This is a genomic window from Nocardioides guangzhouensis (genome assembly GCF_004519545.1).
Classification (GTDB): Bacteria; Actinomycetota; Actinomycetes; order Propionibacteriales; family Nocardioidaceae; genus Nocardioides; species Nocardioides guangzhouensis.
This window is the reverse complement of the sequence record NZ_SDKM01000048.1, coordinates 1-26833: the sequence shown is the minus strand read 5'-3', so window position 1 is coordinate 26833 and position 26833 is coordinate 1. Positions and strand designations below refer to the sequence as shown.

General features: G+C 72.7%; 24 protein-coding genes. 7 read left to right on the top strand and 17 right to left on the bottom strand.

Annotation, left to right across the window (positions count from 1 at the left end; genetic code table 11):
• Positions 1-27 precede the first annotated feature (27 nt).
• Genes EKO23_RS21945 through EKO23_RS21930 form a run of 4 tightly spaced genes read right to left on the bottom strand, consistent with a single transcriptional unit; the run spans position 28 to position 5173 of the window.
• Complete coding sequence (locus EKO23_RS21945; protein WP_134720620.1) at positions 28-1287, bottom strand: DUF445 domain-containing protein; 1260 nt, start codon at positions 1285-1287, stop codon at positions 28-30.
• 47 nt (positions 1288-1334) lie between these two features.
• The gene (locus EKO23_RS21940; protein WP_134720619.1) at positions 1335-2426 is read right to left on the bottom strand and encodes an ABC transporter ATP-binding protein; all 1092 of its coding nucleotides are present in this window, start codon (positions 2424-2426) and stop codon (positions 1335-1337) included.
• Position 2427: 1 nt separating this feature from the next.
• On the bottom strand, positions 2428-4134 hold the full coding sequence (locus EKO23_RS21935; RefSeq protein WP_134720618.1) for an ABC transporter permease: 1707 nt from the start codon (positions 4132-4134) through the stop codon (positions 2428-2430).
• 16 nt (positions 4135-4150) lie between these two features.
• The gene (locus tag EKO23_RS21930; RefSeq protein WP_134720617.1) at positions 4151-5173 is read right to left on the bottom strand and encodes an extracellular solute-binding protein; all 1023 of its coding nucleotides are present in this window, start codon (positions 5171-5173) and stop codon (positions 4151-4153) included.
• Between the two features lie 93 nt (positions 5174-5266).
• On the opposite strand from EKO23_RS21930, the gene EKO23_RS21925 reads away from it, so the two are divergent.
• The 3 genes from EKO23_RS21925 to EKO23_RS26315 all read left to right on the top strand — a co-directional run bounded on the left by EKO23_RS21925 (position 5267) and on the right by EKO23_RS26315 (position 8782).
• Positions 5267-5665: an FAD synthase family protein gene (locus tag EKO23_RS21925; protein ID WP_134720616.1), complete on the top strand. Its 399-nt coding sequence runs from the start codon at positions 5267-5269 to the stop codon at positions 5663-5665.
• Positions 5666-5719: 54 nt separating this feature from the next.
• Positions 5720-7303, top strand: a complete 1584-nt coding sequence (locus EKO23_RS21920; protein ID WP_134720615.1) for an MXAN_6640 family putative metalloprotease — start codon at positions 5720-5722, stop codon at positions 7301-7303.
• Positions 7304-7474: 171 nt separating this feature from the next.
• Positions 7475-8782, top strand: coding sequence for a lytic transglycosylase domain-containing protein (locus EKO23_RS26315; RefSeq protein WP_175582730.1), 1308 nt, complete (start codon positions 7475-7477; stop codon positions 8780-8782).
• 6 nt (positions 8783-8788) lie between these two features.
• Here the strand turns inward: EKO23_RS26315 and EKO23_RS21910 are convergent, their stop codons facing one another.
• Positions 8789-11551, bottom strand: a complete 2763-nt coding sequence (locus tag EKO23_RS21910) for an ATP-binding protein (RefSeq protein WP_167880594.1) — start codon at positions 11549-11551, stop codon at positions 8789-8791.
• A 208-nt stretch (positions 11552-11759) separates the two neighbouring features.
• On the opposite strand from EKO23_RS21910, the gene EKO23_RS21905 reads away from it, so the two are divergent.
• Positions 11760-11972 carry a hypothetical protein gene (locus EKO23_RS21905; protein ID WP_134720613.1) on the top strand — a complete coding sequence of 71 codons (213 nt, stop codon included), beginning with the start codon at positions 11760-11762 and terminating at the stop codon, positions 11970-11972.
• An 82-nt stretch (positions 11973-12054) separates the two neighbouring features.
• Positions 12055-12708 carry a TetR/AcrR family transcriptional regulator gene (locus EKO23_RS21900; protein ID WP_134720612.1) on the top strand — a complete coding sequence of 218 codons (654 nt, stop codon included), beginning with the start codon at positions 12055-12057 and terminating at the stop codon, positions 12706-12708.
• On the opposite strand, the gene EKO23_RS21895 is transcribed toward EKO23_RS21900, so the two are convergent.
• From EKO23_RS21895 to paaA, 8 genes are read right to left on the bottom strand one after another with little or no spacing between them, the layout of a single operon-like run.
• The gene (locus EKO23_RS21895) at positions 12696-13553 is read right to left on the bottom strand and encodes a 3-hydroxyacyl-CoA dehydrogenase family protein (protein WP_134720611.1); all 858 of its coding nucleotides are present in this window, start codon (positions 13551-13553) and stop codon (positions 12696-12698) included. The two genes, EKO23_RS21900 and EKO23_RS21895, sit on opposite strands and share 13 nt — an antisense overlap.
• Complete coding sequence (locus EKO23_RS21890; RefSeq protein WP_134720610.1) at positions 13550-14296, bottom strand: enoyl-CoA hydratase/isomerase family protein; 747 nt, start codon at positions 14294-14296, stop codon at positions 13550-13552. The genes EKO23_RS21895 and EKO23_RS21890 overlap by 4 nt, the downstream gene beginning before the upstream one ends.
• Positions 14293-15471, bottom strand: coding sequence for a thiolase family protein (locus EKO23_RS21885; protein ID WP_134720609.1), 1179 nt, complete (start codon positions 15469-15471; stop codon positions 14293-14295). Before EKO23_RS21885 ends, EKO23_RS21890 begins: the two co-directional genes overlap by 4 nt.
• 33 nt (positions 15472-15504) lie before the next feature.
• Positions 15505-16599: a 1,2-phenylacetyl-CoA epoxidase subunit PaaE gene (paaE, locus tag EKO23_RS21880; RefSeq protein ID WP_134720608.1), complete on the bottom strand. Its 1095-nt coding sequence runs from the start codon at positions 16597-16599 to the stop codon at positions 15505-15507.
• Positions 16599-17102 carry a 1,2-phenylacetyl-CoA epoxidase subunit PaaD gene (gene paaD, locus EKO23_RS21875; protein ID WP_246051237.1) on the bottom strand — a complete coding sequence of 168 codons (504 nt, stop codon included), beginning with the start codon at positions 17100-17102 and terminating at the stop codon, positions 16599-16601. Before paaD ends, paaE begins: the two co-directional genes overlap by 1 nt.
• Positions 17099-18058 carry a 1,2-phenylacetyl-CoA epoxidase subunit PaaC gene (gene paaC, locus EKO23_RS21870; RefSeq protein ID WP_134720607.1) on the bottom strand — a complete coding sequence of 320 codons (960 nt, stop codon included), beginning with the start codon at positions 18056-18058 and terminating at the stop codon, positions 17099-17101. Before paaC ends, paaD begins: the two co-directional genes overlap by 4 nt.
• Before the next feature lie 19 nt (positions 18059-18077).
• Positions 18078-18380: a 1,2-phenylacetyl-CoA epoxidase subunit PaaB gene (gene paaB, locus EKO23_RS21865; protein ID WP_134720606.1), complete on the bottom strand. Its 303-nt coding sequence runs from the start codon at positions 18378-18380 to the stop codon at positions 18078-18080.
• Complete coding sequence (gene paaA / locus EKO23_RS21860) at positions 18377-19330, bottom strand: 1,2-phenylacetyl-CoA epoxidase subunit PaaA (RefSeq protein WP_134720605.1); 954 nt, start codon at positions 19328-19330, stop codon at positions 18377-18379. Before paaA ends, paaB begins: the two co-directional genes overlap by 4 nt.
• 224 nt (positions 19331-19554) lie before the next feature.
• Here paaA and paaZ point away from each other — a divergent pair, with 224 nt between their 5' ends.
• Positions 19555-21594 carry a phenylacetic acid degradation bifunctional protein PaaZ gene (gene paaZ / locus EKO23_RS21855; RefSeq protein WP_134720604.1) on the top strand — a complete coding sequence of 680 codons (2040 nt, stop codon included), beginning with the start codon at positions 19555-19557 and terminating at the stop codon, positions 21592-21594.
• A 304-nt stretch (positions 21595-21898) separates the two neighbouring features.
• Here paaZ and EKO23_RS21850 read toward each other — a convergent pair whose 3' ends face one another.
• Together EKO23_RS21850 and EKO23_RS21845 are read right to left on the bottom strand one after the other, a co-directional pair.
• A complete protein-coding gene (locus EKO23_RS21850) occupies positions 21899-22915 on the bottom strand; it encodes a hypothetical protein (protein WP_134720603.1) in 1017 nt (338 codons plus the stop codon).
• A gap of 352 nt (positions 22916-23267) precedes the next feature.
• Entirely contained in the window at positions 23268-23873 is a 606-nt protein-coding gene (locus EKO23_RS21845) for a PAS and ANTAR domain-containing protein (protein ID WP_167880593.1), read from the bottom strand.
• 217 nt (positions 23874-24090) lie between these two features.
• Here EKO23_RS21845 and EKO23_RS21840 point away from each other — a divergent pair, with 217 nt between their 5' ends.
• Positions 24091-24585 (top strand): DNA polymerase ligase N-terminal domain-containing protein, encoded by a 495-nt coding sequence (locus EKO23_RS21840; RefSeq protein WP_246051235.1) that lies wholly within the window; start codon positions 24091-24093, stop codon positions 24583-24585.
• 6 nt (positions 24586-24591) lie between these two features.
• Here the strand turns inward: EKO23_RS21840 and EKO23_RS21835 are convergent, their stop codons facing one another.
• Both EKO23_RS21835 and EKO23_RS21830 read right to left on the bottom strand, forming a co-directional pair.
• Positions 24592-25326, bottom strand: a complete 735-nt coding sequence (locus EKO23_RS21835) for an ANTAR domain-containing protein (RefSeq protein WP_134720601.1) — start codon at positions 25324-25326, stop codon at positions 24592-24594.
• Positions 25327-25516: 190 nt separating this feature from the next.
• The coding region (locus EKO23_RS21830; protein ID WP_134720600.1) for an ABC transporter substrate-binding protein at positions 25517-26833 on the bottom strand (1317 nt) is incomplete at its 5' end.

Here is a 26833-nt window from a genome sequence, read left to right as displayed (position 1 = left end):
ATCAGGCTGCGAAGGGAATCCTCACAGTCAGCGGACGAGGACGGAGACGGCGTGGATCAGGACGCCGACGAGACCGCCGACGATGGTGCCGTTGATCCGGATGAATTGCAGGTCGCGGCCGACGTGCAGCTCGATCTTGCGGGCCGCCTCCTTGCCGTCCCAGCGCTCGATCGTGTGCGTGATGACCGTGGTCAGCTCGGCGCCGTAGCGAGCGACCACGAAGACCGCCACGTCGCTGACCAGCTGGTCGATCCGGGCGCGCATGGCGTCGTCGGCGCGGATCCGCTCCCCCGCCCTGACCAGCTCCTCGCGGGCCCGCTCGACCAGCAGCCCGGACGGGTCCTGGAGCGCCGACTGGAGGGCGTTGCGGAGCGCGGTCCACAGCGAGATCGCGGTGGCCGCGAACTGCGGGTGCTCGAGCAGCCGCATCTTCAGGGCCTCGGCGCGGGCCTGGGTGTCCGGGTCGGTGAGCAGGTCCTGGCCGAGCTGCGCGAGCATCGAGTCCAGCGCGGCCCGGGCATGGTGGTGCGGGTCGGCCCGGATGTCGGCCAGCCAGCGGACCGCCTCGGTGTGCAGGCGCTGGGTGACGGCCTCGTTGAGCCGCTGCGGCGCCCACCACGGCGCCCGCTCGGAGAGCACCTCGGTGAAGGTCTGGGGGTTCTCGACCAGCCAGTCGTACATCTCCCCCAGCGCCAGGTCGACGAGACCGTGGTGCAGGTCGTCGGCGACCGCCTCGGTCACGAACGACCCGAGGATCGGCGCGATCGGCTCCTCGGCGAAGCGCGGCACCAGGATCGCCTCGACCAGCTCGACGATGTGCTCGTCCTTGACCTTGGACAGCCCGACCACTGCCACGTCGCGGACCTCGTCCACCACGCGCTGCGCGTTGGCCGGCTGGCTGACCCAGGTCGCGACCCGGCGGGTGACCTCGGCGGCGGCCACCCGGTCGCGGATGATCGCCTCCTGGAGGAAGTTCTCGGCGACGAAGTCCTGCAGCCCCTTGCCCAGCTCGTCCTTGCGCCGGGGCACCAGCGCAGTGTGCGGGATCGGCAGCCCGAGCGGGTGCCGGAACAGCGCGGTGACCGCGAACCAGTCGGCCATCGCGCCGACCATGCTGGCCTCCGCACCGGCGTTCACGAACCCGAGGAAGCCGTCCTCCCCCAGCGTCAGCAGGTAGACCACGGCCGCGAACGCCAGCAGGCCCAGGGCAACGGCCTGCATCCGGCGCAGGCCGCGCAGGCGGGCGGCGTCGGCCTCGGGCGCGGGGGTCACGAGCGGAATCGTCATCGCCGCGATTGTGTCAGGCGACCCCTCGGAACCGGCGGTACGGCGCCTCAGGACGCCGTGCCCGGCGGTGCGGTGACCGCGTGGTCGCCCACCAGCAGCGTCGGCGTCACCCCGGCCACCACCGACACCCGCACCGGCGTCCCGACCGGGTGCCGGACCGAGTGCGGCTGCCACGAGCGGACGGTCTGGCCGGACGCGAGCCGGACCGTGTGCAGCACGAACGCGCCGTGGTACTCCATGTCGACGACCTCCGGCCCGTCGCCGTTGCGCCCGGGCTCGGGGGTGATCGCCACCTCGTGCGGGCGCAGCACCACGTCCACGTCGACGTCGGCCGACGCCCAGCCGGGCACCGTCGAGACCACGCCGATCTCGCACGTGAGCAGCGCCTTGTGCACGTGCGCGCGGAGGAAGTCGGCGTCGCCCATGAACGACGCCACGAAGCGGGTGGCCGGCTGCTCGAAGACGCGGTACGGCGTGTCGGCCTGCTCGATCCGGCCGCCCTGCATCACCACCACCCGGTCGCCGATGGACAGCGCCTCGGTCTGGTCGTGGGTCACGAAGATCGCGGTGGTGCCGGTCTCGCGCAGCACCCCCACCACCTCGGCCCGCACCTGCGCACGCAGGTTCTCGTCGAGCGAGGAGAACGGCTCGTCGAGCAGCACCACGGCCGGCCGCGGCGCCAGCGCCCGGGCCAGCGCCACCCGCTGCTGCTCACCGCCGGAGAGCTCGTGGGGGTAGCGCCCGGCCAGGTGGCCGAGCCGGACCAGCTCCAGCACCTCGGCGGCCCGGGCGGCCCGCTCGGCGCGGGGCAGCCCGTGCAGGCCGAACTGGACGTTGCGGGTGACGGTCAGGTGCGGGAACAACGCGTGGTCCTGGAAGACCAGGCCGACCCGACGCTTCTCGGGGTTCACGAACCGGCGCGGCCCGGCCACCTCCTCGCCGGCGACCAGGATCCGGCCGGCGTCCGGCCGCTCGAGCCCGGCGATCAACCGCAGCGCCGTGGACTTGCCGCAGCCGGACGGGCCGATCAAGGTCACCATCTCGCCGGGCAGCACGGACAGGTCGAGGTCGCGCGCGGCCTGGGTGGCGCCGTACGACTTGGACACGCCCTCGAACACGAGGGCCGGGGTGGAGCTCACGTCAGAGGCTCCCCCGCGAGCGACGCTGCCGGGTCGCGGTGTCGGCGGTGCGCACCTGCCGGAACAGGATGAACACCGGCACGACCGCGAGCGCCACGATCACGAGCGCCGGCAGCGCCGCCAGACCCCACAGGTTCTCCTTCGCGAGCTGATAGACCCACACCGACACGGTATTGAACCCGAAGGGCCGGAGCATCAGCACCACCGGGAGCTCCTTGATCGCGTCGATCGCGACCAGCACCAGCGCCACCGCGACCCCGGAGCGGACCAGCGGCGCGTGCACCCGGCCGAGCACCCGCAGCGGCCCGGCCCCGAGGCTGAGGGCGCTCTGGGTGAGCGTCACCGGCACCTTCTGGTACGACGCGTCGACGGCCTGGGAGGCCGGCCCGACGAACCGCACGACGAACGCGTAGAGGATCCCGACGACCGATCCCGTGACCAGCAGCCCGGTCCCGCCGGGGACGCCGAGCGCCTCGAGCGCCCGGTCGAGGTAGTCGAAGAGGAGCAGCGTGCCGATGCCGATCACGGCGCCGGGCACGGCGTACCCGAACGTGGTCAGCTGGGCCGCGGCCCGCAGCCAGCGGCCGCCGCCGAGCCGGATCGCGTGCCCGATCACCAGCGCCAGGACGACACACGTCAGCGAGGTGATCACGGCGATCGAGATCGAGTTCGAGAAGGCCTGGGCGAAGCCGGAGTCCAGCGCCGGCGGGCCGTCGCCGCGGGCGTGGTCGACCGCCCACCAGACCAGCTGCAGCACCGGCACGACGAAGCTGCCGGCCAGCGCCAGCAGGCAGGCGAGCAGGGCGAGCAGGCCGCGGCCGACGGACAGACGCACCGGCTGCAGGCCGCGGCCGTGACCGCCCTGCTGGGTGAACCGGGCCCGGCCGCGCATCAGCCGCTCCCCGGCCAGCACCGCGACCGCGAACAGCATCACCAGCGCGGCCAGCTGCACCGCGGAACCGAAGTCGTAGGAGCCCTTCCAGACCGTGTAGACGCCGACCGAGACGGTCTGCACCCCGAAGTACTGCACGGTCGCGAAGTCGGTCAGCACCTCCATCATCACCAGCGCGAGCCCGGCGGCGATGGACGGCCGCGCCAGCGGGAGCAGCACCCGGAAGAACGCCCGGCCGCGGCCGGCGCCGAGCGTGCGCGCCGCGTCGTACGTCGACGGGGCCTGCTCGGCGAACGCCGCCCGCGCGAGGAGGTAGACGTAGGGATAGAGGGTCAGCGACATCACGATCACGCAGCCCGGCAGCGTGGCCACCGAGAACTCGACGAAGTCACCGAGCGCCGAGCGCAGCCACTGCTGCACCGGCCCGGCCGCGTCGAAGATGGAGAGGAAGACGAAGCCGAGGATGTAGGCAGGCATCGCCAGCGGCAGCACCAGCAGCCAGACCATGACGTTGCGCAGCGGGAAGGTGCAGGCCGTCACGAGCCAGGCCAGCCCGCAGCCGAGCACCAGCGTCCCGATGCCCACGCCGGCCATGAGCAGCAGCGTGGTGACGACCATGTCGCCGAGGTTGCGCGGCCAGTCCGGGAGCTCACCGTTCGCGACGTCGACCAGGACCGCCGCGACCGGCCCGACCACGGCGAGCGCGATGAGCAGCACGGACACCGACCAGCCCGGTCGGCCGCGGGAGGGGCGGCGGGACCGGGCTGTCGGCTCGGGCGCGACCGGCGGGACCGGTGGCGCGACGCTCTGCGTCATGGCGGGAGGTCCCGGCCTACTTGTACCCGGCCTCGGCGAGCAGGTCGACCGCCTCGGCGTTCAGCGCGCCGTACGCCTCGGCGTCGATCGGCATCGGCTTGAAGGTGCCGAAGGACCGGGCGACCTCGTCGGGCTGCACGGAGGGGTTCACGGGGAACTCGTGGTTGCCGGCGATCATGTCGTCCTGGCCCTTGGTGGCCAGCCACTCGATGAGCTCCTGGGCCTGCTCCTTGTTGTCGCTGGTCTTCACCACACCGGCGCCGGAGATGTTCACGTGCGTGCCGGCCCCCTCCTGCGAGGCCCAGTAGAGCTTCACGTCGAGGTCGGGTCGCTCCTCGAGCTCGCGTGCGAGGTAGTAGTGGTTGACCAGGGCGACGTCGCAGGTGCCGGCGTCGACCGCGTCGATGAGCAGCACGTCGTTGGCCATCACGTCGACGTCGTTGGCCACCCAGCCCTTCACGATGTCCAGCGCCTTGTCGCGGCCGTAGAGGTCGATCAGCGAGGCGACGAGGGAGACCGTGTAGGCCTCGCTGGTGTCGCGCATGCAGATCCGGCCCTTCCACTTCGGGTCGGCCAGGCCGGCGTAGGTGTCCTGGGGGTCGAGGTCGGACTCCTTGACGTTGTCCGGGTTGTAGAGCACGGTGCGTGCCCGCAGCACCAGGCCGAACCAGCGGTCCTGGGAGTCGCGGTACTGCTGCGGGACGGCCTTGTCGAGGGTCGGGCTGTCGATCGGCTGGAGCAGGCCCTGGTCGGCGGCGTTCCAGAGGTTGCCGGCGTCGACGGTCATGTAGACGTCGGCCGGGGAGTCCTCGCCCTCGGCCTTGATCCGCTCGAGGAGCTCGCTGTTGTCGCCCCCGAGGAAGTCGACGGTGATCCCGGTCTCCTTGGTGAACTGCTTGAAGACCTCCTCCGAGCCGTAGTGCCGGGCGGAGTAGACCTGCAGGTCGGCGGGCTGGTCCTCACCGAAGAGGCCGCAGCCCGCGGTGGCGGACAGTGCGGCCAGGGTGAGGCCGGTCGCGAGCAGGGCGGACGTGCGCATGTGGGCGTGCTCCGTTGCAGGGAGGGTGCATGGGTCGACTTCTAAGGTAAGCCTAACCTGCGTGGGTTGGCGCCCGACACCTACCATGTCCCCATGTCCCGCACCGTCATCACCTTCGGCACCTTCGACGTGTTCCACGTCGGCCACCTCCGGGTCATCGAGCGCGCCGCGTCGCTCGGCGACCGTCTGGTGGTGGGTGTCTCCGCCGACGCCCTCAACGAGCGGAAGAAGGGCCGTCCGCCGGTGTTCTCGCAGGCGGAGCGGCTGGCGATCGTGGCCGCCCTCAAGCCCGTCGACGAGGTCTTCGTCGAGGAGAGCCTGGAGCTCAAGCGCGACTACATCCTCAAGTACGCCGCCGACGTCCTCGTGATGGGTGACGACTGGAAGGGCAAGTTCGACGAGTTCTCCGACGTCTGCGACGTGGTCTACCTCCCACGCACCCCGGCGATCTCGACCACCGCACTGATCGAGAAGATCTCCGGCACCGTCTAGGGCCCCGCTCCCGGAATGGGAGACAGGCGCCCGGTCACGCGTACCCTTCTGGGCATGCGCCTGCTCCCCTCCCCTCGGGTCGCCCGCGGACTGACCGTCCTCGTCGCCACCGCGGGCATCGCTGCCACCGCCCTGCCGTCGTACGCCGACCCCGGCGCGGCCCCGGCCGGCGGCGGCGTGACCGGGTCCGTGCTGGACCCCGTGCCCGCCCCCGGGACGGACCCGGCGCAGGACCCCGAGCAGGTCCTCGAGACCGCGCAGGACCTCGTCGACGGCACCGCCGAGCCCGGCACCGACCCGACCCTGGTCCTCAACCAGCTCAGCCAGGACCTCGCGGACCTGGGCCCGGCGGACCAGCGGCAGGCGCGGCGGATCCTCTCCCGGCCCACCGACGGGAACGACCCGGCCGACGCGCTGCTGAGGTACCGGACCGCCGAGGAGGACCCCTACTGCTCCGGCCAGGTGTGCGTGCACTACGTGGCGACCACGGCCGACGCGCCCCCCGGCGCCACCGTGGGCGGCCTGCCGCCGCGACGGGTGACGCTCACCGCGCAGTTCATCAACGAGGCCTGGGACACCGAGGTCACCTCGCTCGGCTACCGGGCCCCGCTGGCGGACCGCGGCCCGGGCTTCGGCGAGGGCCCCGACGCCCGGCTCGACGTCTACCTCGGTGACATCGGCGGCGACGGCTACTTCGGCTTCGTCGCCAGCGATCGCCCGACTCCCACGACCTCGTCGGCGTACATGGTGCTCGACGACGACTTCTCCAAGCGCCAGTTCCCCGGCCCGACGTCCTCGGACGGCATGCACCAGGTGACCGTCGCGCACGAGTTCTTCCACACCGTCCAGTACGCCTACGACCAGTTCGACGACACCTGGTTCATGGAGTCGACGGCCACCTGGATGGAGGAGCAGGTGTACGACGGGGTCAACGACAACCGCAACTACCTCCCCTTCAGCACCCTCAAGCGGCCGGCCCTGCCGCTGGACGGGCCGGGCACCGTCTACGGCAACTGGTCGTTCTTCCAGTTCCTCTCCGAGCGCATGGGTCGCGACGCGGTCCGGAGCATGTGGAACCGCGCCGCCCGGGACGGGGTGTACTCGACGCTCGCGATCCGGCGGACGCTGGACGCCGCGAACACCAGCCTCGCCACCCGCGTGCTCGGCTACGTCGCCGCCGGCTTCTTCCCGGGCCGGAACTTCTCGGAGGGTGGCGCGTGGCCCCATGCCTCCGCCAGCCGCCGCTGGACCTTCAGCAACAAGAGCCACGCGACCGGCACCCGGCGGGTGCGCATCGACCACCTCGCCGGCCGCCACTACACCGTCGTCCCGGGCTCGGGACTGACCGGCGTCTGGAAGCTGCGCGTGAAGGTCGACGGTCCGGGCGGTCTGACCAGGGCGCTCGTCACGCTGGACAGGAAGGACGGGACCCTGGTGCGCAAGCAGGTCCCGCTGCGGGCGGACGGGAGCGGCGCGGTCCGCGTCTACTTCGCCAGGGCCACGATCAAGCGCGCGGTGATCACCCTGGTCAACACCTCGGCCCGCTTCCGCTGCAACGTCGACGGCAGCTACTCCTGCGAAGGCTCCAGCCGCGACGACCAGCGAGCCTTCACGTTCTCGGCGACCGCGGTCCGCTGACCCTCCGCCGACTCCCTGCTCCCCCCGGGGTACCCCACCGGCGCGGGCCATGGACGCGTGACACGTGAGGGTCATCGTGGCCAGCGGGCCTCTTGCATCCCTGCCCAGGATGGGTACGGTGAGACCCGACCGCCGCCACGGGTAGGAGGCGGCTCGGGGGAGGGGATCGGGATGCTCGACAGGGGACGGCACGTCTGGCGTGCCCGCCGGGCCTGGACCTGGCGCTCCCTCGTCGCCGCGACCGTCGCCGCACTCCCCGCCTCCTGGGCGCTCAACGCGGTCGTCCCGGCCGCCGTCGCCCCGACCGTCGCCCGCTCGCTCACCGCCGACGTCGCCGCCCCCGGGTCCGGCGCGGCCCCCGCCGCGGAGACGACGCCGCTCCCCCGGGTCACCGTGATCCAGGCCCCCGCCAGCCTCACGCACGCCACCCGCTCCAGCCGCACGGGGACCGCCGCTGCCGCCGCGCGCGCGGCCATCCCGGGGCCGGCCCTGGCGGCGTACCAGCGCGCCGCGACGATCATCAACGCCTCCGACTCCGGGTGCTCGCTCGGGTGGGAGCTGATCGCGGCGATCGGCAAGGTCGAGTCCGACCACGGCCGGCACGGCGGCAGTGCACTCGCCGAGGTCGGGCTCGCGACTCCGGGCATCTACGGCATCCCCCTCGACGGTCGGCACGGCACCCGCCGGATCCACGACACCGACGCCGGCAGCTACGACCACGACACCCGCTGGGACCGGGCGGTCGGCCCGATGCAGTTCATCCCGTCGACGTGGACGGTCGTCGGCGTCGACGCGGACGGCGACGGCGTCCGCAACCCGCAGGACGTCGACGACGCGGCCCTCGCCACCGCGGTCTACCTCTGCTCGGGTGACGAGGACCTGTCCACCGGTCCCGGTCGCGACGCGGCCGTGCTGCGCTACAACCACAGCGCCCGGTACGTCGCGCTGGTGACGGCGATCGCAGCCGGCTACGCCCGCGGCGACTTCGGCACCACCACCGTGCCGGCGTCCTCGGCCGGGCTCACGCCCGACGCCTTCGAGGCGAGCACGCCGGGGCCGATCACCTACCCGCCGACCGGCCACGCCGACGCCGGACGGGCCCAGGCCGGCCAGGTGCGCACCGCACAGGTCGGGCGCGACGGCACGCTGCTGGCGGACCCGGTCGACCTTCCGGCGCAGACCCCGGTCGGCGGGCAGCCCACGCCCACGGACCAGCCTTCGGACCAGCCCACGAACCCGGCCACCGGGCAGCCGACACCGACGCCGGGACCGACGCCGGCACCGACCCCGAGCCCCTCCCCCGGACCGACGCCCACGACCGACCCCGCACCGGACCCGGCCGCGCTCCAGCAGGCCAAGGACCACTGCACGGCCCAGGGCCTCGTCGACGACCCGGCGCGCAGCGACGACGCGTTCGACACCTGCGTGCAGGAGCAGCTCGCGGCCCGGCCGTCACCGACGCCGGCTCCCACGCCCTGACCCACCTCAGGCGGTCGACCGGCGGTAGCTCGCCAGCGCGACGCTGGCCTCGCCGAGCGCTGCCTCGAGCTCGACCAGCAGCCCGGGTGCCGCGTCCGTGCAGCCCTCCCGGCCGGACTCCTCCAGCGCCAGGCTGACCTCGGCCACCCGAGAGACCCCGAGGTTGAGCGCGCTGCCCTTGAGCCGGTGGGCCAGCGCCCGCAGCTCCTCACCGTCCTGCCGGGCGATCGCCTCCTGCAGGCCGGTGACGGTCTCGGGCACCCGGGACACGAAGTTCTCGACCGCCCGGTCGACGAGCACCTGGGCCCCCTCCCCCATCTCCAGCAGCTCCTCGATCCGGCTGGTGTCGAGCACCCCGGACGCGACGCGCGGCCCGGGCACCGGGGTCACGGCAGCCGGGCCGGGAGCCACGGCGGTGCGGGTCCGGAGAACTGACGCCAACCGGGCGCTGTCCACCGGCTTGGTGAGGAAGTCGTCCATCCCGACCGCCAGGCACTTCTCCCGCTCCGCCTCGAACGCCGACGCGGTCATCGCGATGATGGGTACCCGCCGTCCCGGCGGCTCGGCGACCCGGATCGCGCGGGTGGCGCCGAAGCCGTCGAGCACGGGCATCTGGAGGTCCATCAGGATCGCGTCGTACGCCGTCTCCGCGGCGCGGGCGACCGCCTCCTCGCCGTTCTGGGCGACGTCGGCGGTCCACCCCAGCGCCTCGAGGAAACCGAGCGCGACCAGCTGGTTGACGTCGTTGTCCTCGACCAGCAGCACGTGGCCGTGCCGCGGTGCGTCGCCGGGGCGGGGCGGCTCCGGCTCGAGGCGGCGGATGCCCGGACGGGCGGAGCCGAGCCGGGCGGTGAACCAGAACGTGCTCCCCTCCCCGGGCTCGCTGCGGGCGCCGATGTCGCCGCCGAGGGCGGTCACCAGCTGCCGGGAGATGGCCAGGCCGAGGCCGGTCCCGCCGTGCGTGCGGGTGGTGGAGGCGTCGGCCTGGCGGAACGGCTCGAACAGCCGCTCCATCTGGTCGTGGCGGATCCCGATCCCGGTGTCGGCCACCTCGACGCCGAGCAGCACGCCGGTGTCGTCGGCAGCGTCGACGTACGCCGTGACCTGCACCTCGCCGAAGGTCGTGAACTTGACCGCGTTGGACAGCAGGTTGGACAGCACCTGGCCCAGCCGGGTCGGGTCGCCCACCAGCCGCTCGGGCACGTCCTCGTCGACCGAGAGCGACAGCGTGATCCCCTTGTCGTGGACGGCCTCGGTCAGCAGCGCGACGGCCTGTTCGAAGACCGGGCGGACCTCGAAGTCGACCTCCTCGAGCTCGAGCTCGCCGGCCTCGATCTTCGAGAAGTCGAGGATGTCGTTGATGATCGAGAGCAGCGCCCGCGAGGCGCCCTGGACGCCCTCGGCGAGCCGGCGCTGGTCGTCGTCGAGCGCGGTCCGCTGGAGCAGCTCGTTCAGGCCGATCACGCCGTTGAGCGGGGTGCGGATCTCGTGGCTCATCGTGGCCAGGAACTCCGACTTCAGGCGCGAGGCCTCCATGGCCGCGTCGCGTGCGGTGGCCAGCTGGGCGGCCGCCTGCTCGCGCTCGGCGACCCGGCCGAGCTGGTCGGCGACCTGGGTGCACAGGGCGTGCAGCATCTCGTGCCGCTCGAACGGCGACGCGGCGGTGATCACCACGACCACCAGCGGCCGGGCGTCGAGCTTCACCAGGAAGCCGATCGAGGGGGTCTGCGGCCGTGACTCCTCGTCGAAGACGGTGCCGTCGCCGGCCACGGTGCGCGCGGCGAGGCGAAGTTCGACGTCGTCCGGCTCGGGGTCGTCGGGGGTCAGCGGCATCGGGACCGGCTCGCCGGTGGCCGGGTCCACGGAGAAGCCGACCCCGCGCAGCCAGTCCTCGTGGCCGAGCAGCATGCCGCGGGTGACGATCAGCGCCTCGACCAGGGTCTGCGCCTGGTTCGCCGCGGTCGCCATCACCTGCATGAGCGTGTTGAGGACCACCGCGTCGAGCAGCTTGAGCTCGGCCTCCTTGATGTCGGTGATGTCCTGCACGGTGCCGCCGACACGCAGCGGCTCACCACCCGGGGCGTAGGCGACGCGGCCGAGGCCGCGCACCCACCGGGTCTCGCCGTCCCGCCGGGCCACGCGGGCGTCGAAGCTGAACGAGCCCTCGTCCAGCGCGCCGTCCACGGCAGCCTCGATCGCCGGCCGGTCGGCGTCGACGAGGCGGGCGAGGAACGCCTCGCGGCTCGGGGTGGTGGTCGCCGGGTCCAGCCCGAGCAGGGCGAACATCTGCGGGGTCCAGGTCATGGTCTCGGTCTCGAGCTCGATCTCCCAGCTCCCGATCCGGGCGATGCCCTGCGCCTCGTCGAGGAGCTCGCGGTTCTTCTTCAGCTCCTGCACGAGCGCGCGGCGCTCGGCGTCCAGCGCCAGCCGGTGGACGTAGGCGGTGAGCTCGCCGCGCTCGTCGTACAGCGGGAACTCGCTGACGATCAGGTCGACCGGGGTGCCGTCGGCCCTGAGGTAGACGCACTCGACGTCTCCGGTGTTCGGTCCGGCCGTGCGGAGCTCGTCCAGGTGGCGGGCGAACTGTGCCTTGCCCTCCGCGTCCAGGAAGTCGGGGACGGTGGTGCCGCGGAGCTCCGCGACGGTGGTGCCGAGGAGGTCCGCGAGCCGTCCGTTGGCGAACAAGGTGCGGCCCGCTGGGTCGAAGACCCAGATGCCGTCGCGCGTGGACTCCACGATGCGTGCGTAGATCGCACCCGAGCCGTCCACCGGTCCTCCTGACCACGCCTGCTGCGACACCTGCCGACCACACCGGGCCACCCCGTCACCGACCGGACGGTTGGCCCGTCCTCAGGATAGGTGGCCGACCCGTGGCCCGGGTCGGCCGTCCGGCGGGCCGACGAACCGGACGATTGCGGGCCGACCCAGCGGGTACGGCGTGCCTGTCAGCGGGGGATTCGCCATCGAAGGAGCACGCATGCGCAGGTCCGGAGGCCTTGTCGGGGTCATCGTCATCGTCTGGCTGGTCATCGGTGTGGTCGCCGCCGCCCAGCGGGGCTACTTCAGCAACGACCGCGACGTCAGCTGCAAGACCGCCAGTGACACGATCCTCACCGTGGTCGCCGGACCCCTGAACTACCTCGGCGTGAACCCGAAGGTGAAGTGCAACGTCCCTGAGCCGTCCCGCTGACGGTCCGCCGGCCGGCGACGGCTCGGGCGACGACGCCACGGAAGCGGCTCGTGCGGGCCGTGCCCTGTGAGAGCCTGACGCCGTGGCCGAGCCGGAGACGGAACACCCGACGGGGCAGGCGAGCGAGCCCGGGCCCCGGCGGGGGCGTCCCGGGCACGACCAGGAGACCGTGCTGCGGCGCGCCGTCGACCTCTTCAACCGGCAGGGGTACGACGCCACCAGCATGGGTGACCTGGCCCGCGAGCTGGGGTTCACCAAGTCCGCGATCTACCACCACGTGCCGAGCAAGGCGCACCTGCTCGCGGAGGCGCTGGACGAGGCGCTCGACGAGCTGACCGCCGTGGTCGAGGAGGCGGTCACGCACGCCGACGGGCTGTCCGCGGAGGAACGGCTGCGGCACACGGTCCGGCGCAGCGTCGAGGTGCTCGTCGCGCACCAGCCCGCGGTCACGCTGCTGCTGCGGGTGCGCGGCAACAGCGACGTCGAGCTCGCCGCCCAGCGCCGGCGCCGCGAGCTCGACGCCCGGCTGGCGGACCTGGTCCGGGCCGCGGTGGCGGAGGGCTCGCTCCGTGACGACGTCGACCCCGACGTGGTCAGCCGCCTGCTGTTCGGGATGGTGAACTCACTCGTCGAGTGGTACCGCCCGGGCGGGTCCGTGGACGCTGCCGTGCTCTCCGACGCGGTGGCCACGATCGCGTTCGACGGCCTGACCCGCCCGGCGCCTCACCAGTCGTAGAAGCCGTGCCCGACCTTCCGGCCGAGCCGTCCCTCCGCGACCAGCTCCCGGAGGATCGCCGGCGGCTCGAACCGGGGACCGAGCTCGCGTGCGAGGTGCTCCGCGATGGCCAGGCGTACGTCGAGCCCCACCAGGTCGGTGGTCCGCAGCGGGCCGACCGGGTGCCGGTAGCCGAGGGTCATCGCCGTGTCGATGTCGGCCGCGGAGGCCACGCCGTCCTCGAGCATCCGCATGGCCTCCAGCGCGATCGCGACGCCGAGCCGGCTGCTGGCGAAGCCCGGCGTGTCCGTGACCGTGATCGCGGTCTTGCCGAGCGCCTCGACCCAGGCCTGTGCCGCGGCGACGAGGTCGTCGCCGGTGGTGGAGCCGACCACGATCTCGACCAGGTCGCTGGCCGGGACCGGGTTGAAGAAGTGCAGCCCGACGAAGCGGTCCGGTCGCGCCAGCCCGGCGGCCAGCCCGTCGATCGACAGGGAGCTGGTGTTGGTCGCGGTGACCGCCCCGGGCGCCGCGGACTCCACCATGGCCAGCACCCGTGCCTTCAGCGCCGGGTCCTCCGGCACGGCCTCGACGACCAGCGCACAGCCCGCCAGTCCGGCCGGGTCGGTGGTCACCTCGAGCCGCGTGAGCACCTCGGCGGCGCTGCCCTCGAGCTTGCCGCGCTCCTCGGCCCCGAGCAGGCTGGTCGCGACCCGCTCGCGGGCGGCGGCCACGGCCTCGGCGTCGCTCTCGACGACGACCACGGCGGACCCGGCCACCAGGAAGGCGTGCGCGATCCCGGCGCCCATCCGGCCGCCGCCGTACACCCCGACGGTGCCGGGCAGCTCCGGCGAGAGGTCGCTCATCGCTTCTCCTTCCGGCGTTCCAGGAACGCCGTCATGCGCTCGTGCTTGTCCTCGGTCTCGAACAGCACCGCCTGCGCCAGGTCGTCGACGAACGGGTGCGCGTCCCGCGGTGCGTGGAAGACCGCCTTGGTGAGGCGTACGGCGAGGGGTCCTTGCTTCGCGATCCGGTCCGCGAGGCGGTGCCCGGCCGCGACCAGCTGGTCGGCCGCGACCACTTCCGAGAGCAGCCGGAGCGCCAGCGCCTCGTCGGCGTCGAGCACCCGGCCGGCGAGCAGGACCTCCTTGGCGACCGGCTCCCCGACCAGCTCGGCGAGCCGCCACGCGGCGCCGGCGGCGGCCAGGATGCCGAGCCCGGTCTCGGGGTTGCCGATCCGGGCGGCCGGGGTCCCGATCCGGAAGTCGCAGGCGTAGGCGAGCTCGGCTCCCCCGCCGAGGGCGAAGCCGTCCAGCAGCGCGACCGTCGGCATCGGGAGGCGGCGTACCCGGTCGAAGATCTTCGAGTTGATGCCGCGCAGGGCGTCGTCGCGGCGGCGCTCGCGGAGCTGGGCGATGTCGGCGCCGGCCGCGAACACGCCACCCTCGCCGACCAGCAGCGCGACCCGCGGCTCCCGCTCCAGCAGGGCGCAGGCGTCGTGCAGGGCGTCCACCATCTCCTGGTCGATCGCGTTGCGCACCCCCGGCCGGTTCAGCCGCAGCACGACCCGGTCGCCGGCCTCCTCGACCAGCAGCGGCCCGACGCTCATGCTCGCTCCACCAGGAGGGCGGTGCCCTGGCCGACGCCCACGCACATGGTGGCGAGGCCGCGACGGGCCCCGGCCCGCTCCAGCCGCCCGAGCAGCGTGACCAGGATCCGGGCCCCGGACGCGCCGAGCGGGTGGCCCAGCGCGATCGCGCCGCCGTCGGCGTTGACGACCTCCTCGTCGAGGCCGAGGTCCCGCACGCAGGCCAGCGACTGGGAGGCGAACGCCTCGTTCAGCTCGACCGCGTCGAGGTCGCCGACCGTCCAGCCGGCGCGGTCCAGTGCCTTGTGCGTGGCCGGCACCGGGCCGATGCCCATGATCTCGGGCGCCACGCCGGCGCTCGCGCCGGCGACCAGGCGGGCCCGCGGGGTGAGCCCGTGCTGCTCGACGAACCGCTCGCTGGCCACCACGACGGCGGCGGCGCCGTCGTTGAGGGAGCTGGCGTTGCCGGCGGTGACGATGCCGTCGGGACCGTTGACCGGACGCAGCCTGGCGAGCGCCTCCAGGCTGGTGCCGGCACGCGGTCCCTCGTCGACCGCGAACGCGCCGTCCTTCACCGGGACGGGGACGATCTCGTCCTCGAACCGGCCGTTCTTGATCGCGTCGAGCGCCCGCTCGTGCGAGCGCAGGGCGAAGGCGTCGCACGCCTCGCGGGTCAGCCGCCAGCGCTCGGCCACCCGCTCGGCGGTCTGCGGCATCGACAGCGTGGTGTCGGCGTCGAACCGGGGGTTGGCGAACCGCCAGCCGATCGAGGTGTCGAACGAGGCGCCCGGCTTGGCGAACGCCTTTGCCGGCTTCTCGGTCACCCATGGCGCGCGGGTCATCGACTCGACTCCCCCGGCCACCACCAAGTCGGCGTCGCCGGCCGCGATCATCTGCCGCGCGGTGACCACCGAGGTCAGGCCGGACGCGCAGAGCCGGTTGACGGTGAAGCCGGGCACCGACTGGGGCAGGCCGGCCAGCAGCAGCGCCATCCGGGCGACGTTGCGGTTGTCCTCTCCGGCCTGGTTGGCGGCGCCGAGCACGACCTCGTCGACCAGCGCCGGGTCGACGCCGGCACGGGAGACGGCCTCGCCGACGACGAGCGCCGCCAGGTCGTCGGGACGGGTGTGGGCGAGTGCGCCGGCGTACCGGCCGATCGGGGTGCGGACGCCGGCGACGACGTAGGCGTGCGTCATGCGGGACTCCCTCCAGAGCTGGGGATCGGGGGGTCAGGCGTCGAAGTCGACGGTGACCTCGTCGCTGACGGGGTAGCTCTGGCAGGTGAGCACGAAGCCGGCCTCGACCTCGGCGTCCTCCAGGGCGTAGTTGCGGCGCATGTCGACCTCGCCGCAGGTGACCATGGCGCGACAGGTGCCGCAGACGCCGCCCTTGCAGGCGAACGGCAGGTCGGAGCGCGAGGACTGGGCCGCGTCGAGGATGGTGCGGTCGCGCGGCATCGGCGCCGTGGCGCTGAGCCCGTCGAGGACGACAGTGACCGCGCTGGTGTCGGCGCCGGCGAGCGGGTCTGCGCGGCGTACCTCCGGCGGCGGCTCGTCGACGTAGAACAGCTCCACGTGCACGCGCCCGGGCGGCACCCCGAGCTCGGTGAGCATGGCGCGGGCGGCCGTGGTCATCTCGAACGGGCCGCACAGCCAGACGTGGTCGGTCGACCCGAGCGGGACGAACGTGCCGATCAGCCGGCGCAGCCGATCGGCGTCCAGGCGTCCGGAGAACAGCTCGACGTCGCGCGGCTCGCGGCTGAGCACGTGCACCACCTGGAACCGCGGGCCGTGCTGGTTCTTGAGGTCGCCGAGCTCCTCGGTGAACATCACCGAGCCGCTCGTGCGGTTGCCGTAGAAGAGGATGACCTCGGCGTCGGGGTTGGCCAGGACGCTGCTCGCGATCGAGAGCATCGGGGTGATGCCCGAGCCGGCCGCGATCAGCAGGTGCCGGCCCCCGGCGGCGGGGTCGGCGCGGAAGCTGCCACTGGGGGTCTGCACCTCGACCTCGTCGCCGGGCTGCACGTCGTGCACCAGCCATCGGGAGAACAGCCCGTCGGGGATCTCGCGCACGCCGATCCGCGGGCGGCGGCCGACCGGGGCGCAGATGGAGTACGTGCGGCGGTGCTCCTGCCCGTCGATCATCCGGCGCAGGGTCAGGCTCTGGCCGGCTTCGAAGGCGTAGGCGTCGGCCAGCTCCGGCGGGACGTCGAAGCTGATCGCGGCGGCGTCGTCGGTGAGCCGGTCGACGGCGGCGACGGTGAGGGTGTGGAACACCGGGGAGGCACGGCGCGCGGCCCGCACCGGCTCGACGGTCGCGGTCATCAGATCTCCTTCACGTGCTCGAACGGCTCGAGGCAGTCCGTGCACCGGTAGAGCGCCTTGCAGGCGGTCGGCCCGAACTCCGAGGTGAGCTCGACCGCGGTCGACCGGCAGCGCGGGCAGGCGACGGCCCGGCGGGTCGGGAGGAGGTTCAGCGCCACCGGTCCGGAGGCGATCGGGGCGGCACCCGGCGGCGAGATGCCGTGCTCGGCCAGCGCCGCGCGGCCGCGGTCGGTGATCCAGTCGCTGGACCAGGCCGGGCTCAGCTCGACCCGCACGCGGACGTCGGCGTACCCGGCGTCGCGGAGCCGGTGCACCAGGTCGTCGCGCATGGTGGCCATCGCCGGGCACCCGCTGTACGTCGGGGTGATCGCCACGTCGACCGAGCCGTCGGCGTCCTCCCTCACGTCGCGGAGCACGCCGAGGTCCTCGAGCGTCAGCATCGGCATCTCGGGGTCGGTGACCGTCGCGGCGACGGCGTACGCGGTCGTCACCACGGTGGTCACCACTGGCCCATCGGGTGCGCGCGGGCCACGACCTGCATCTCGGCGAGCATCCGGCTCAGCGCCTCGGTGTGCAGGCCGTCGCGGCCGGTGCGGCCGTCGACCCCGGCCAGCGACGCCCGCTGCGGGCGGTCGACGCCGCTCATCGCGAGCACCTGCTCCAGGACCACGTCGGTCTCCGCCGCAACCGTGGCCGGGTCGACGCCGACGCCCGCCTCGGCGGCCGCCGCCTCGACCGGGTGGGTCGCGAGCATCTCGGGGTAGAGCGGCCAGAGCTGGTCCAGGGCGGCGACCAGCCGGCGGCGGGACTCCTCGGTGCCGCGGGCGAGCGTCAGGAACCAGCGGCCGGCGTAGTCGCGGTGGTAGGTCAGCTCCTTGACGCCCTTGGCGGCGACCGCGGCGAGCACGGCGTCGCGGCTGCCGGTCAGCCGGTCGAGCACCGCCAGTCGGGCGGTCGCGAACAGCAGCACCCGTGCCACCGTGTGGGCGAAGTCGCCGTTGGGCACCTCGACGAACCGGACGTTGCGGAACTCGTCGGCCTCCCTGAAGAACGCCAGCGCGTCCTCGGCCGGCACCGGCGACCCCTCGGGCAGCACGGGGACCACATCCGGGTCGGCCGCGGCGGCCCGGGCCAGCAGCAGCCGGGCCTGGCCGAGGAGGTCGAGCGCGATGTTGGCGAGCGCGATGTCCTCCTCGAGGTCGGGGGCGTTGCTGCACCACTCGGAGAGCCGGTGGGAGAAGACGAGGGCGTCGTCGGCGAGGGCCAGGCAGTACGCCGCGAGCATGCGGTGGTCGACCCCGTCCGGGACCGTGGTGTCGACGCCGGCCAGGGGGTCCTCGAAGTCGGTGCCGAACGCCCACTGGCTGGAGTCGGTGCCGAGCAGTCCGTCGTACACGCTGCCGTCCTCGTGGCTCGGGTCGGGTGCGGAGTGGGAGGGGGTCTGGTGGAACTCGTTCATCTGTCTCCTCGGGCGCCCGTCACATGTGCGGGACGTTGGCGGGGATCGCGTAGAACGTCGGGTGGCGGTAGACCTTGTCGCCGTTCGGGGCGAACAGCGGGTCCTTCTCGTCGGGGCTGGAGGCGGTGATCGCGTCGGCGCGGACCACCCAGATGCTCACGCCCTCGTTGCGCCGGGTGTAGACGTCGCGGGCGTGTCGGACGGCCATCTCGTCGTCGGCGGCGTGCAGCGAGCCGACGTGGACGTGGTTGAGCCCGCGCTTGCCGCGGACGAACACCTCGTACAGCGGCCATTCATCCCGCGGTCCCTGGTTCTCGGTCATGCCGACGCCTCCTGCTCCCTGCTCTTCCGGGCGAATGCCATCGCCGCCTCGCGGACCCACGCCCCGTCCTCGTGCGCACGGCGCCGGTGGGCGAGGCGCTGGGCGTTGCACGGGCCGTTGCCCTTGACCACCTGCAGGAACTCGTCCCAGTCGGGCTGGCCGAAGTCGTGCGCGCCGCGCTCCTCGTTCCAGCGCAGGTCCGGGTCGGGCAGCGTGACGCCGAGGGCGTCGGCCTGCGGGACGGTCATGTCGACGAACCGCTGGCGCAGGTCGTCGTTGGTGTTGCGCTTGATGCCCCACGCCATCGACTGCGCGGTGTTGGGCGAGTCGGCGTCCGGCGGGCCGAACATCATCAGCGCCGGCCACCAGAACCGGTCCACCGACTCCTGGACCATCGCGCGCTGGGCGTCGGTCCCGCGCATCATCGTCATCAGCAGCTCGTAGCCCTGCCGCTGGTGGAACGACTCCTCCTTGCAGATCCGGATCATCGCCCGGCCGTAGGGCCCGAACGACGTACGGCAGAGCGGGACCTGGTTGCAGATCGCGGCGCCGTCGACCAGCCAGCCGATGGTGCCGACGTCGGCGAAGGAGAGTGTCGGGTAGTTGAAGATCGAGGAGTACTTCTGGGCGCCGGCGATCAGCTTCTCGGTGAGCTCGCCGCGGCTGGTGCCGAGGGTCTCGCAGGCGGAGTAGAGGTAGAGCCCGTGCCCGGCCTCGTCCTGCACCTTGGCCAGCAGCACCGCCTTGCGGCGCAGGGACGGCGCCCGGGTGATCCAGTTGCCCTCCGGCTGCATGCCGATGATCTCGGAGTGCGCGTGCTGGGCGATCTGGCGCACCAGCGTCTTGCGGTAGCCCTCGGGCATCCAGTCGCGCGGCTCGATCCGGTCGTTGCGGCCGATGGTCGCGTCGAACCCGGCCTGGAGCTCGTCCTCGGTGGGGCTGGCCGTCATTCCTGTCTCCCTGGATTGCCNTCGGCACATCCTGTGCCGGGTCACCGTCGCTCGGGCGTGGTGAGTCGGCACAGGATGTGCCGGGTCACCGATTTACTGACCGAGCGGTCTGTAATAGTGTGACACGGGTCGACAGAGGGGCGCAATCACTGTCACAGCGTTCCAGCGCGGCCTGCCCTGCCCGGCCCGCATCTGGCACCGTGGTCCCGACGAAAGGACTCCCCGTGACGCACCTGCTCGAGAGCTACGCCGCCGGACGCTGGTACCGCGCCCCCGACGAGGGCACCCAACTGCTCGACGCGGCCACCGGCGACGAGGTGGCCCGGATCTCCGCCACCGGGCTCGACCTCGGGGAGATGACGACGTACGCCAGGACCGTCGGCGGGCCGGCGATCCGGGCACTCACCTTCCACGAGCGGGCCGCGGCGCTCAAGGCGCTCGCGAAGCACCTCAACGAGGACAAGGACGAGCTCTACGCGCTGTCCCTGCGCACCGGCGCCACCCAGCGCGACGGCTTGGTCGACATCGACGGCGGCATCGGGACGGTCTTCAGCTACGCCAGCAAGGGCGCCCGCGAGCTGCCCAACGACACGGTCGTGCTCGACGGCAACCTCGAGCGGCTCGGCCGCGAGGGCCGGTTCCTCGGCCAGCACGTCTTCACCTCGCGCCCCGGGGTCGCGGTGCAGATCAACGCGTTCAACTTCCCGGTGTGGGGCTTCCTCGAGAAGCTGGCCCCGGCGTTCCTGGCCGGCCTGCCGACGATCGTGAAGCCGGCCAGCCAGACGGCGTACCTCACCGAGGCCCTGATCCGCCGCATCGTCTCCTCCGGTCTCCTCCCCGAGGGCTCCGTCCAGCTGCTCGCCGGCAGCGCGGGCAGCCTGCTCGACGAGCTCACCGTGCACGACTCGGTGGCGTTCACCGGCTCGGCACACACGGCCGGGCTGCTGCGCACCCACACCAACGTGCTGCACGGCGGGGTCACCCTCGGCGTCGAGGCGGACTCGCTGAACTGCTCGGTGCTGGGTCCCGACGTCGCCACCGGCGACCCGGAGTTCGACCTGTTCGTCAAGGGCGTGGTCACCGAGATGACGGTCAAGGCCGGCCAGAAGTGCACGGCGATCCGGCGCACCATCGTGCCCGCAGCGATCGCCGACGACGTGGTCGCCGCGATCACCGCCCGGCTCGAGAAGGTCACCGTCGGCAACCCGGCCAACCCCGACGTCCGGATGGGCGCGCTGGCCAGCCTCGGGCAGCGCGAGGAGGTCCGCAAGGCGCTGCAGTCACTGCGCTCCTCAGCCGAGATCGTGTACGGCGACCCCGACCAGGTCACGCTGCTGGACGGCGACGCCGACCGCGGCGCGTTCCTCTCCCCCGTGCTGCTGCGGGCCCAGCGGGGCGCCGTCGAGCCGCACGACGTGGAGCCGTTCGGACCGGTCAGCACCGTACTCACCTACGACTCCCTGGACGAGGCGGTCGACCTGGCCGCCCGCGGCAAGGGCTCGCTCGTCGGCTCGGTGGTCACCCACGACCCCGGGGTGGCGCGCACCCTGACCCTCGGCCTGGCTCCGTGGCACGGCCGGATCCTGGTCCTCGACCGCGACGACGCCCCGGAGAGCACCGGGCACGGCTCCCCGCTCCCGATGCTGGTCCACGGCGGCCCCGGCCGGGCCGGCGGCGGCGAGGAGCTCGGCGGCATCCGCACCGTGCTGCACCACATGCAGCGCACCGCGATCCAGGCCTCCCCCGACATGCTGACCGCGATCACCGGCACCTGGACCACCGGATCGGCCCGCCGCGACGACGGGGTGCATCCGTTCCGCAAGAGCCTGGCCGAGCTGCGCGTCGGCGACACCATCGCCTCGGAGCCGCGGCAGGTCACGCTGGCCGACATCGACCACTTCGCGGAGTTCACCGGCGACACGTTCTACGCCCACACCGACCCCGAGGCCGCAGCGAAGAACCCGCTGTTCGGCGGCATCGTTGCCCACGGCTACCTCGTCGTCTCCCTCGCCGCCGGCCTGTTCGTCGACCCCGCCCCGGGCCCGGTCCTCGCCAACTTCGGCGTCGACCGGCTCCGCTTCCTCACCCCGGTCAAGGTCGACGACACGATCGCGGTCACGCTCACCGTCAAGCAGATCACCCCGCGCACGAACGCCGACTACGGCGAGGTCCGCTGGGACGCGGTGGTCACGAACGCCGACGGCGACCCGGTCGCGACGTACGACGTGCTGACGCTGGTCGCCAAGACCTGGCCGCAGGACTGAGGCCCGGGGGTTCCGGGACGGGCCGCGCGGGCGCTCCGTGCGCTGAGCAGGCCCCGGACGAGTGACGCGGGCGATCCGTGTACGGAGCAGGTCCCGACGGCGGTTGCGCGTGTCTTCTGCACGGATCGCCGAGCTGCGCACCTCGCCCGCTGTGCGAGCACGTCGCACGGCACTACACCCACTCGCCCTGGCGGGCCGGTCGTGCAGAACCCCCGTCGGCTGAGCAGGTGTCGCAGCGGCCCCGTCGAGACCAGGGCGGCCAGGGCGTGCCGGTGGCCCGGAAGCCGTGGGCTTCCGGGTCCGGTCAGCTGGTGATGGCCAGTGCGCGTAGGGCTGGTGTCGAGGTGCTCGCCGGCGCTCGCTCCTGAACCACCGACGCGGCTCGTCCGGACGGACCGGTGGCGTGGGTGCCCTGGGGTCCGACGGTGTAGGTCGCGCCGTGCAGGCTGGTCCATCGATACGAGCCGTCAGGCAGGCGGTGTGGGTCCAGCCGGCGAAGGTCTTGGCCCGGTGGTGCCGTCGGCAGAGCGCGGCGAGATGGGCCGGCCGGGTCTGGCCGGGTGGTCCGGTGTCGTCGTAGGGGTCGATGTGGTCGAGGTCGCAGGACCGGGCGTCGCGGCCGCACCACGGGAACACGCAGTGCCGGTCGCGGAGGATCACCGTCTCGCGCATCCAGGTAGGTGGGTCGTGGGTGTCGACGGCGTCGTCGCGGGTGAGGTCGAGCACTGGCTGGATGGTCGCCCTCGGGCCGCGGAACCTGCTGAGGCTCGTGGCCGGTGAGGTCGAGGGTGGCCTGCCGGGCGGCGATCACGCCGAGTGCCTTGGCCTGCCGCTGTCCGTAGGAGCCGGTGTCCCCGAGCCGGCCGAGCGCTGTGGCCTCGGCGCCGACCAGGTCGTGGAAGGCGGTCAGGTCGGGGGTGGGGCCGGCCGCCTCCAGCCAGGAGGTGCCGGCGAACTCCCCGGGCGCCGGGTGAGTGAAGGTCACGTGCCAGCCCTCCCTGCCCGCGGACTCCTTGGTCTGCTTCGCGGGCGCGAACCTCGCGGCGGCGTGGGCGACGAGCCGCTCGATGGTGGGCAGACCGAAGCCGTCGACACGCTGCGCGAGCTCGGTGTCGACCCATCGGGCGGCTTCGAGTGGAAGGGATCTGGTGTCGGTGGCGACCCGGCGGGCCTTCCACGGCGCCACCGCCAGCGCCTCCACCTTCGCCCACAGCAGCGGGAACCGGTGCCGCAGGTCGAGCGCGTCGGCCAACAGGCCCATCGCCGACCGGGTGGAGACGCCCAGCGCGGCACCGAACGGCTCCGCGGCGAACGCGGCCACCCCGGGAGTGCCCTCACCACCCAGGGACAGGTCGCAGTCGGTCAGCCCGGGAGCCGCGCCTGACCCCAGGGTCGCCGCACCGGCCTCCTCGCTGGCGCTCGCTCCTCAACCACCAGACGACGCCGCTGGCGCTCGCTCCTCAACCACCGCACCGCGCCGCTGCGGGTCCACGGCTCGACCACAAGAAGGGAGGGCGCGCGCCGGATTCATGTCGGGTCGTGCGACTGGGCACGGCGCCCGCAGGAGCACGTCGGTCCCCGGGGACTCTCGGACTCCAGGCCCGGGCGTTCAGGAGACAGCGTCCGGGCCGCTCCCCTGCGTGGACAGCGTGAGCGGGCCCGGACCGCGAGCCTCAGCGGAGCAGGTCGGTCATCAGGTCCAGCACCCGCTCCTGCGGGTGACGGGCGGGGGTGCGCTCGTGGGAGGCGGCGTCGACGAGGCGCTCGCTGAGCACCCGGACCCGCACGTTGGACTGCTTGGAGAGCTGCACCAGCGCGACGAACGCCGTGTCGGCGTCGATCGAGCAGAGCTGCACGAGCACGCCCTTGGCCTGCTCGATGACCGCGCGGTGGGTCTTGAAGTCGTTGACCGCGGCGGTCACCTCGACGCGCGAGAGCGCCTCGTTGGCCTCGGTCAGGTCGACCACGTGCCCCTCGACCCCGCACACCTCGCCGGTGCCGTTCGAGCTCGGCTGCCCGACCGCCAGCAGGCGGCGGACCCGGGTCCCGGCGTCGATGATCCGGAAGTAGGCGCTGAACGGCTCGCCGTGCCGGAGCACGCGCAGGCCGACCTCGAGCGCCCGGGCCTCGTCGTCGGGGTGCACGTGCGCCCGGAGCAGTCCCGTCGACGGCACCACCTCACCGGGCTCGAAGCCGTAGACGAGGTAGAGGCCGGCTGACCACTCCCACGCATCCGTGGTCAGGTCGTAGCGGAACCGCCCGATCCGGGTCTGGTCCACGCCTCCTGCTTCTTCGGTTGTGAGCCCCCACTGCTGCTGGAGGTCTTGGTCCACTGGCACACCACTTCCGCGACGTTCGTCTGGGTGGCCTGCTCCACCGCCCCACACTCACCCGGAGGCCCCGGCGATACTAGCCCCACGAGGGGTGGGCGCGGCCATCCCCGCGTGGGGCCGGGGCCCGCGGTCGCGTCGTACGGCGGGAGGTAGCGTCGCGGGGGTGAGCCCGGTCTTCGTCGTCCAGCGCCACGACGCCACCAACCTCCACTACGACCTGCGGCTGGAGGTCGACGGCGCGCTGGTGTCCTGGGCGGTGCCGAAGGGGCCGTCGCTCGACCCCGGCGTGAAGCGGCTCGCGCACCGGGTCGAGGACCACGGGATGGAGCACGGCGGCTTCGAGGGCCGGATCGCCGGCTCCCGCGGCGCGGGCACGGTCGTGGTCTGGGACACCGGCGACTACGACAACCTCACCGAGCGGAACGGCGCGCCGCTGCCCATGGCCGAGGCGCTGGCGGCCGGCCACGTGAAGGTCGACCTGCACGGCCACCGCCTGCGGGGAGGGTTCGCGCTCACCCGTACCGGGATGGGGGGCGACGAGGCCAACTGGCTGCTGGTCAAGGTCGCCGACGAGCACGCCGACCGAGGACAGGACGTCACCGCGGGACGCAACGAGTCGGTGCTCAGCGGCCGCACCAACGCCGACCTCGAGGAGTGAGGCGCCTCAGCGGGGACGGGTCGCCTGGTAGACCACCGCCGCGGCCACCTGGGAGAGCGGCACGTTGCTGTTCTGCGACATCGACCGGAGCACGGCGAACGCCGCCGCGTCGTCGCACTTGCGCTCCGCCATCACGATCCCCTTCGCCTGCTCGATCACAGGGCGGGTCCTGAGCGCCCGGCGCAGGTGCATCACCTCGCGGCCGAGGGCGGCGTAGTCGTCCATCTGCCCGAGGACGTCGAACAGACTGGCGGCCGCTTCCTGCGCGGCTCCCGAGACCAGGTCCTGCTCCCGGAGCAGGTCGGCGTAGTCCTGCAGCACCCCGACCAGCCGGTCCCCCAGCGGGGACACGTCCTGCACCCGGATCGACACGCCGATGGTGCGCTCGCCGTCGAAGACCGGCGTGCTCACCAGCACCCAGGTCCGCTCCATGAAGCGCCCCGGGCGGGTGGGGTCGGGGATGTCGTAGCGGATCGGCATCAGCACGTCGCCCCGGGCCCGGCCCAACGTGTGCTCGAGCGACCCGAGCAGGGTCCGGCCCGAGTCACCGGGGCCCTCGGGGTTCTCCGGGAAGGCGTCGAACACCCCGACCGAGACCAGCTCCTCCTCGTGCCGCTGCGTCATCCGCTGGTACGACGGCGTGGCCGCCCGGATCACCATCGTGTCGTCGAGGACGACGGTGGGGGTGGACTGGCTGAGGAAGAGCGGGTCGCGATGGCGGCCTTCGAGCGGGTGGGTCACGACCTCTCCGATCCCGGGTCGTGGTCTCGGCCCGGTGTTCGACGGTAGACCCGGGGTCGGGTGGTGTCGAGGAGGAGTGCCGGACCGGTCCGGATGGCCGGCCCGGAACGGGCCGGGACCGGGACGGCGTGCGGCGCCGTCCCGGTCCCCACCCCCGAAACCTCGTGAGCTCCTCCTGGTCCTCGACGTGTCAGTTCTCGACGCCGACCACGCCGAGGTCGACGACACCGGTGTTGGGGCTCCCCAGGAAGCCGGTGACCTTCGAACCGTTCAGGTAGTAGTACTTGATGGTCCGCAGCGGGACGTAGGCCACCTCCTTGCCGAGCTGGTCGTCGACCGCGGCCCACTTCTTGCCCGCCTCCTCGACGTCCGGGATGGCTGCCGCCTCGTCGATCAGCTTGTTGACCGTGTCGCTCTGGAAGTTGCCGTAGTCCGAGCCGTTCGTCTCGGAGCTGACCAGGTTGATCCGGCTGTCGAACAGCGGTGGGAGCACTGCCGCCTGCGACGGCCAGTCGGCGGCCCAGCCGGCGATGACGGCGTCGAAGTCCGCACTCGGCTTCTGGATGACGGTGTAGAAGGTCTCGACCTGCGGGTCGAGCGTGACCTTGAACCCGGCCTTGGTCCAGGTGTCCGCGAGGGCGCCGGCGGACTTGTCGAGCGACGGCGTGCCACTCTGGTAGGTGACCTTGAGCGGGTACGGCGTCTGCTCACCGGACTCCTCGAGCAGCGCCTTCGCTGCCTCCGGATCACCCTCGGGTGGTTGGGTGAAGTTCGGGTTGTCCTGGTAGCCGACGAGGGTCGGGCTGACGACCGACTTCGCAACCGCCCCGGCATTGGGGCCGCCGAGGGCGGTGAGGTATCCCTGGGCGTTGGTGGCGAGCATCAGCGCCTGACGCACCTTGAGGTTCGTGACCTTCTTGAAGTTCGGGACCCAGTAGTCCACGTACGGCGTGTCGAGGAGCGTCGAGCGGTCCTCCACCGCGCCGGTGATCTGGGTGTAGTAGGCCGGCGGGATGCGACGGTCGGTGACGGCGAACTGGTCGTCGCCGGAGTCCGCGATCAGCCGGTCGTAGATGACCTCGTCCGTATCGCCCTGCGTGTACACGATCTTGTCCGGGAGCGCCTTGCGGGTGCCGGTCTCGTCGCTCTTGGGGTCGTACTCCGTGTTGCGCACGAACGTGCCGCCCCCATTCGGGTTCCACTTGCCGTCGAGCTTGTAGGGACCGTTCGAGAAGACCACGTAGTTGTTCTTGTCGCCCTCGTCCTTGTCCTTGCGGTACGGGTCGAACGAGCGCAGCGCCGCAACAGCGAGAGGGAGGTCCGCCCACGGCTGGTTGAAGTGCATCGTCAGCTTGTTGCCGTCGCAGGTGACCGCCTTGTCGAAGTCGGCCTGGCTGGCACCGCCCTTGTACGGCCCCTTGTACTCCGGCAGCCCGTCCGCGCCGTGCGGAACGTCCAGGTAGCCCAGGACGTAGGTCGGACCACCGGTGATGACGTCGGTCGCGAA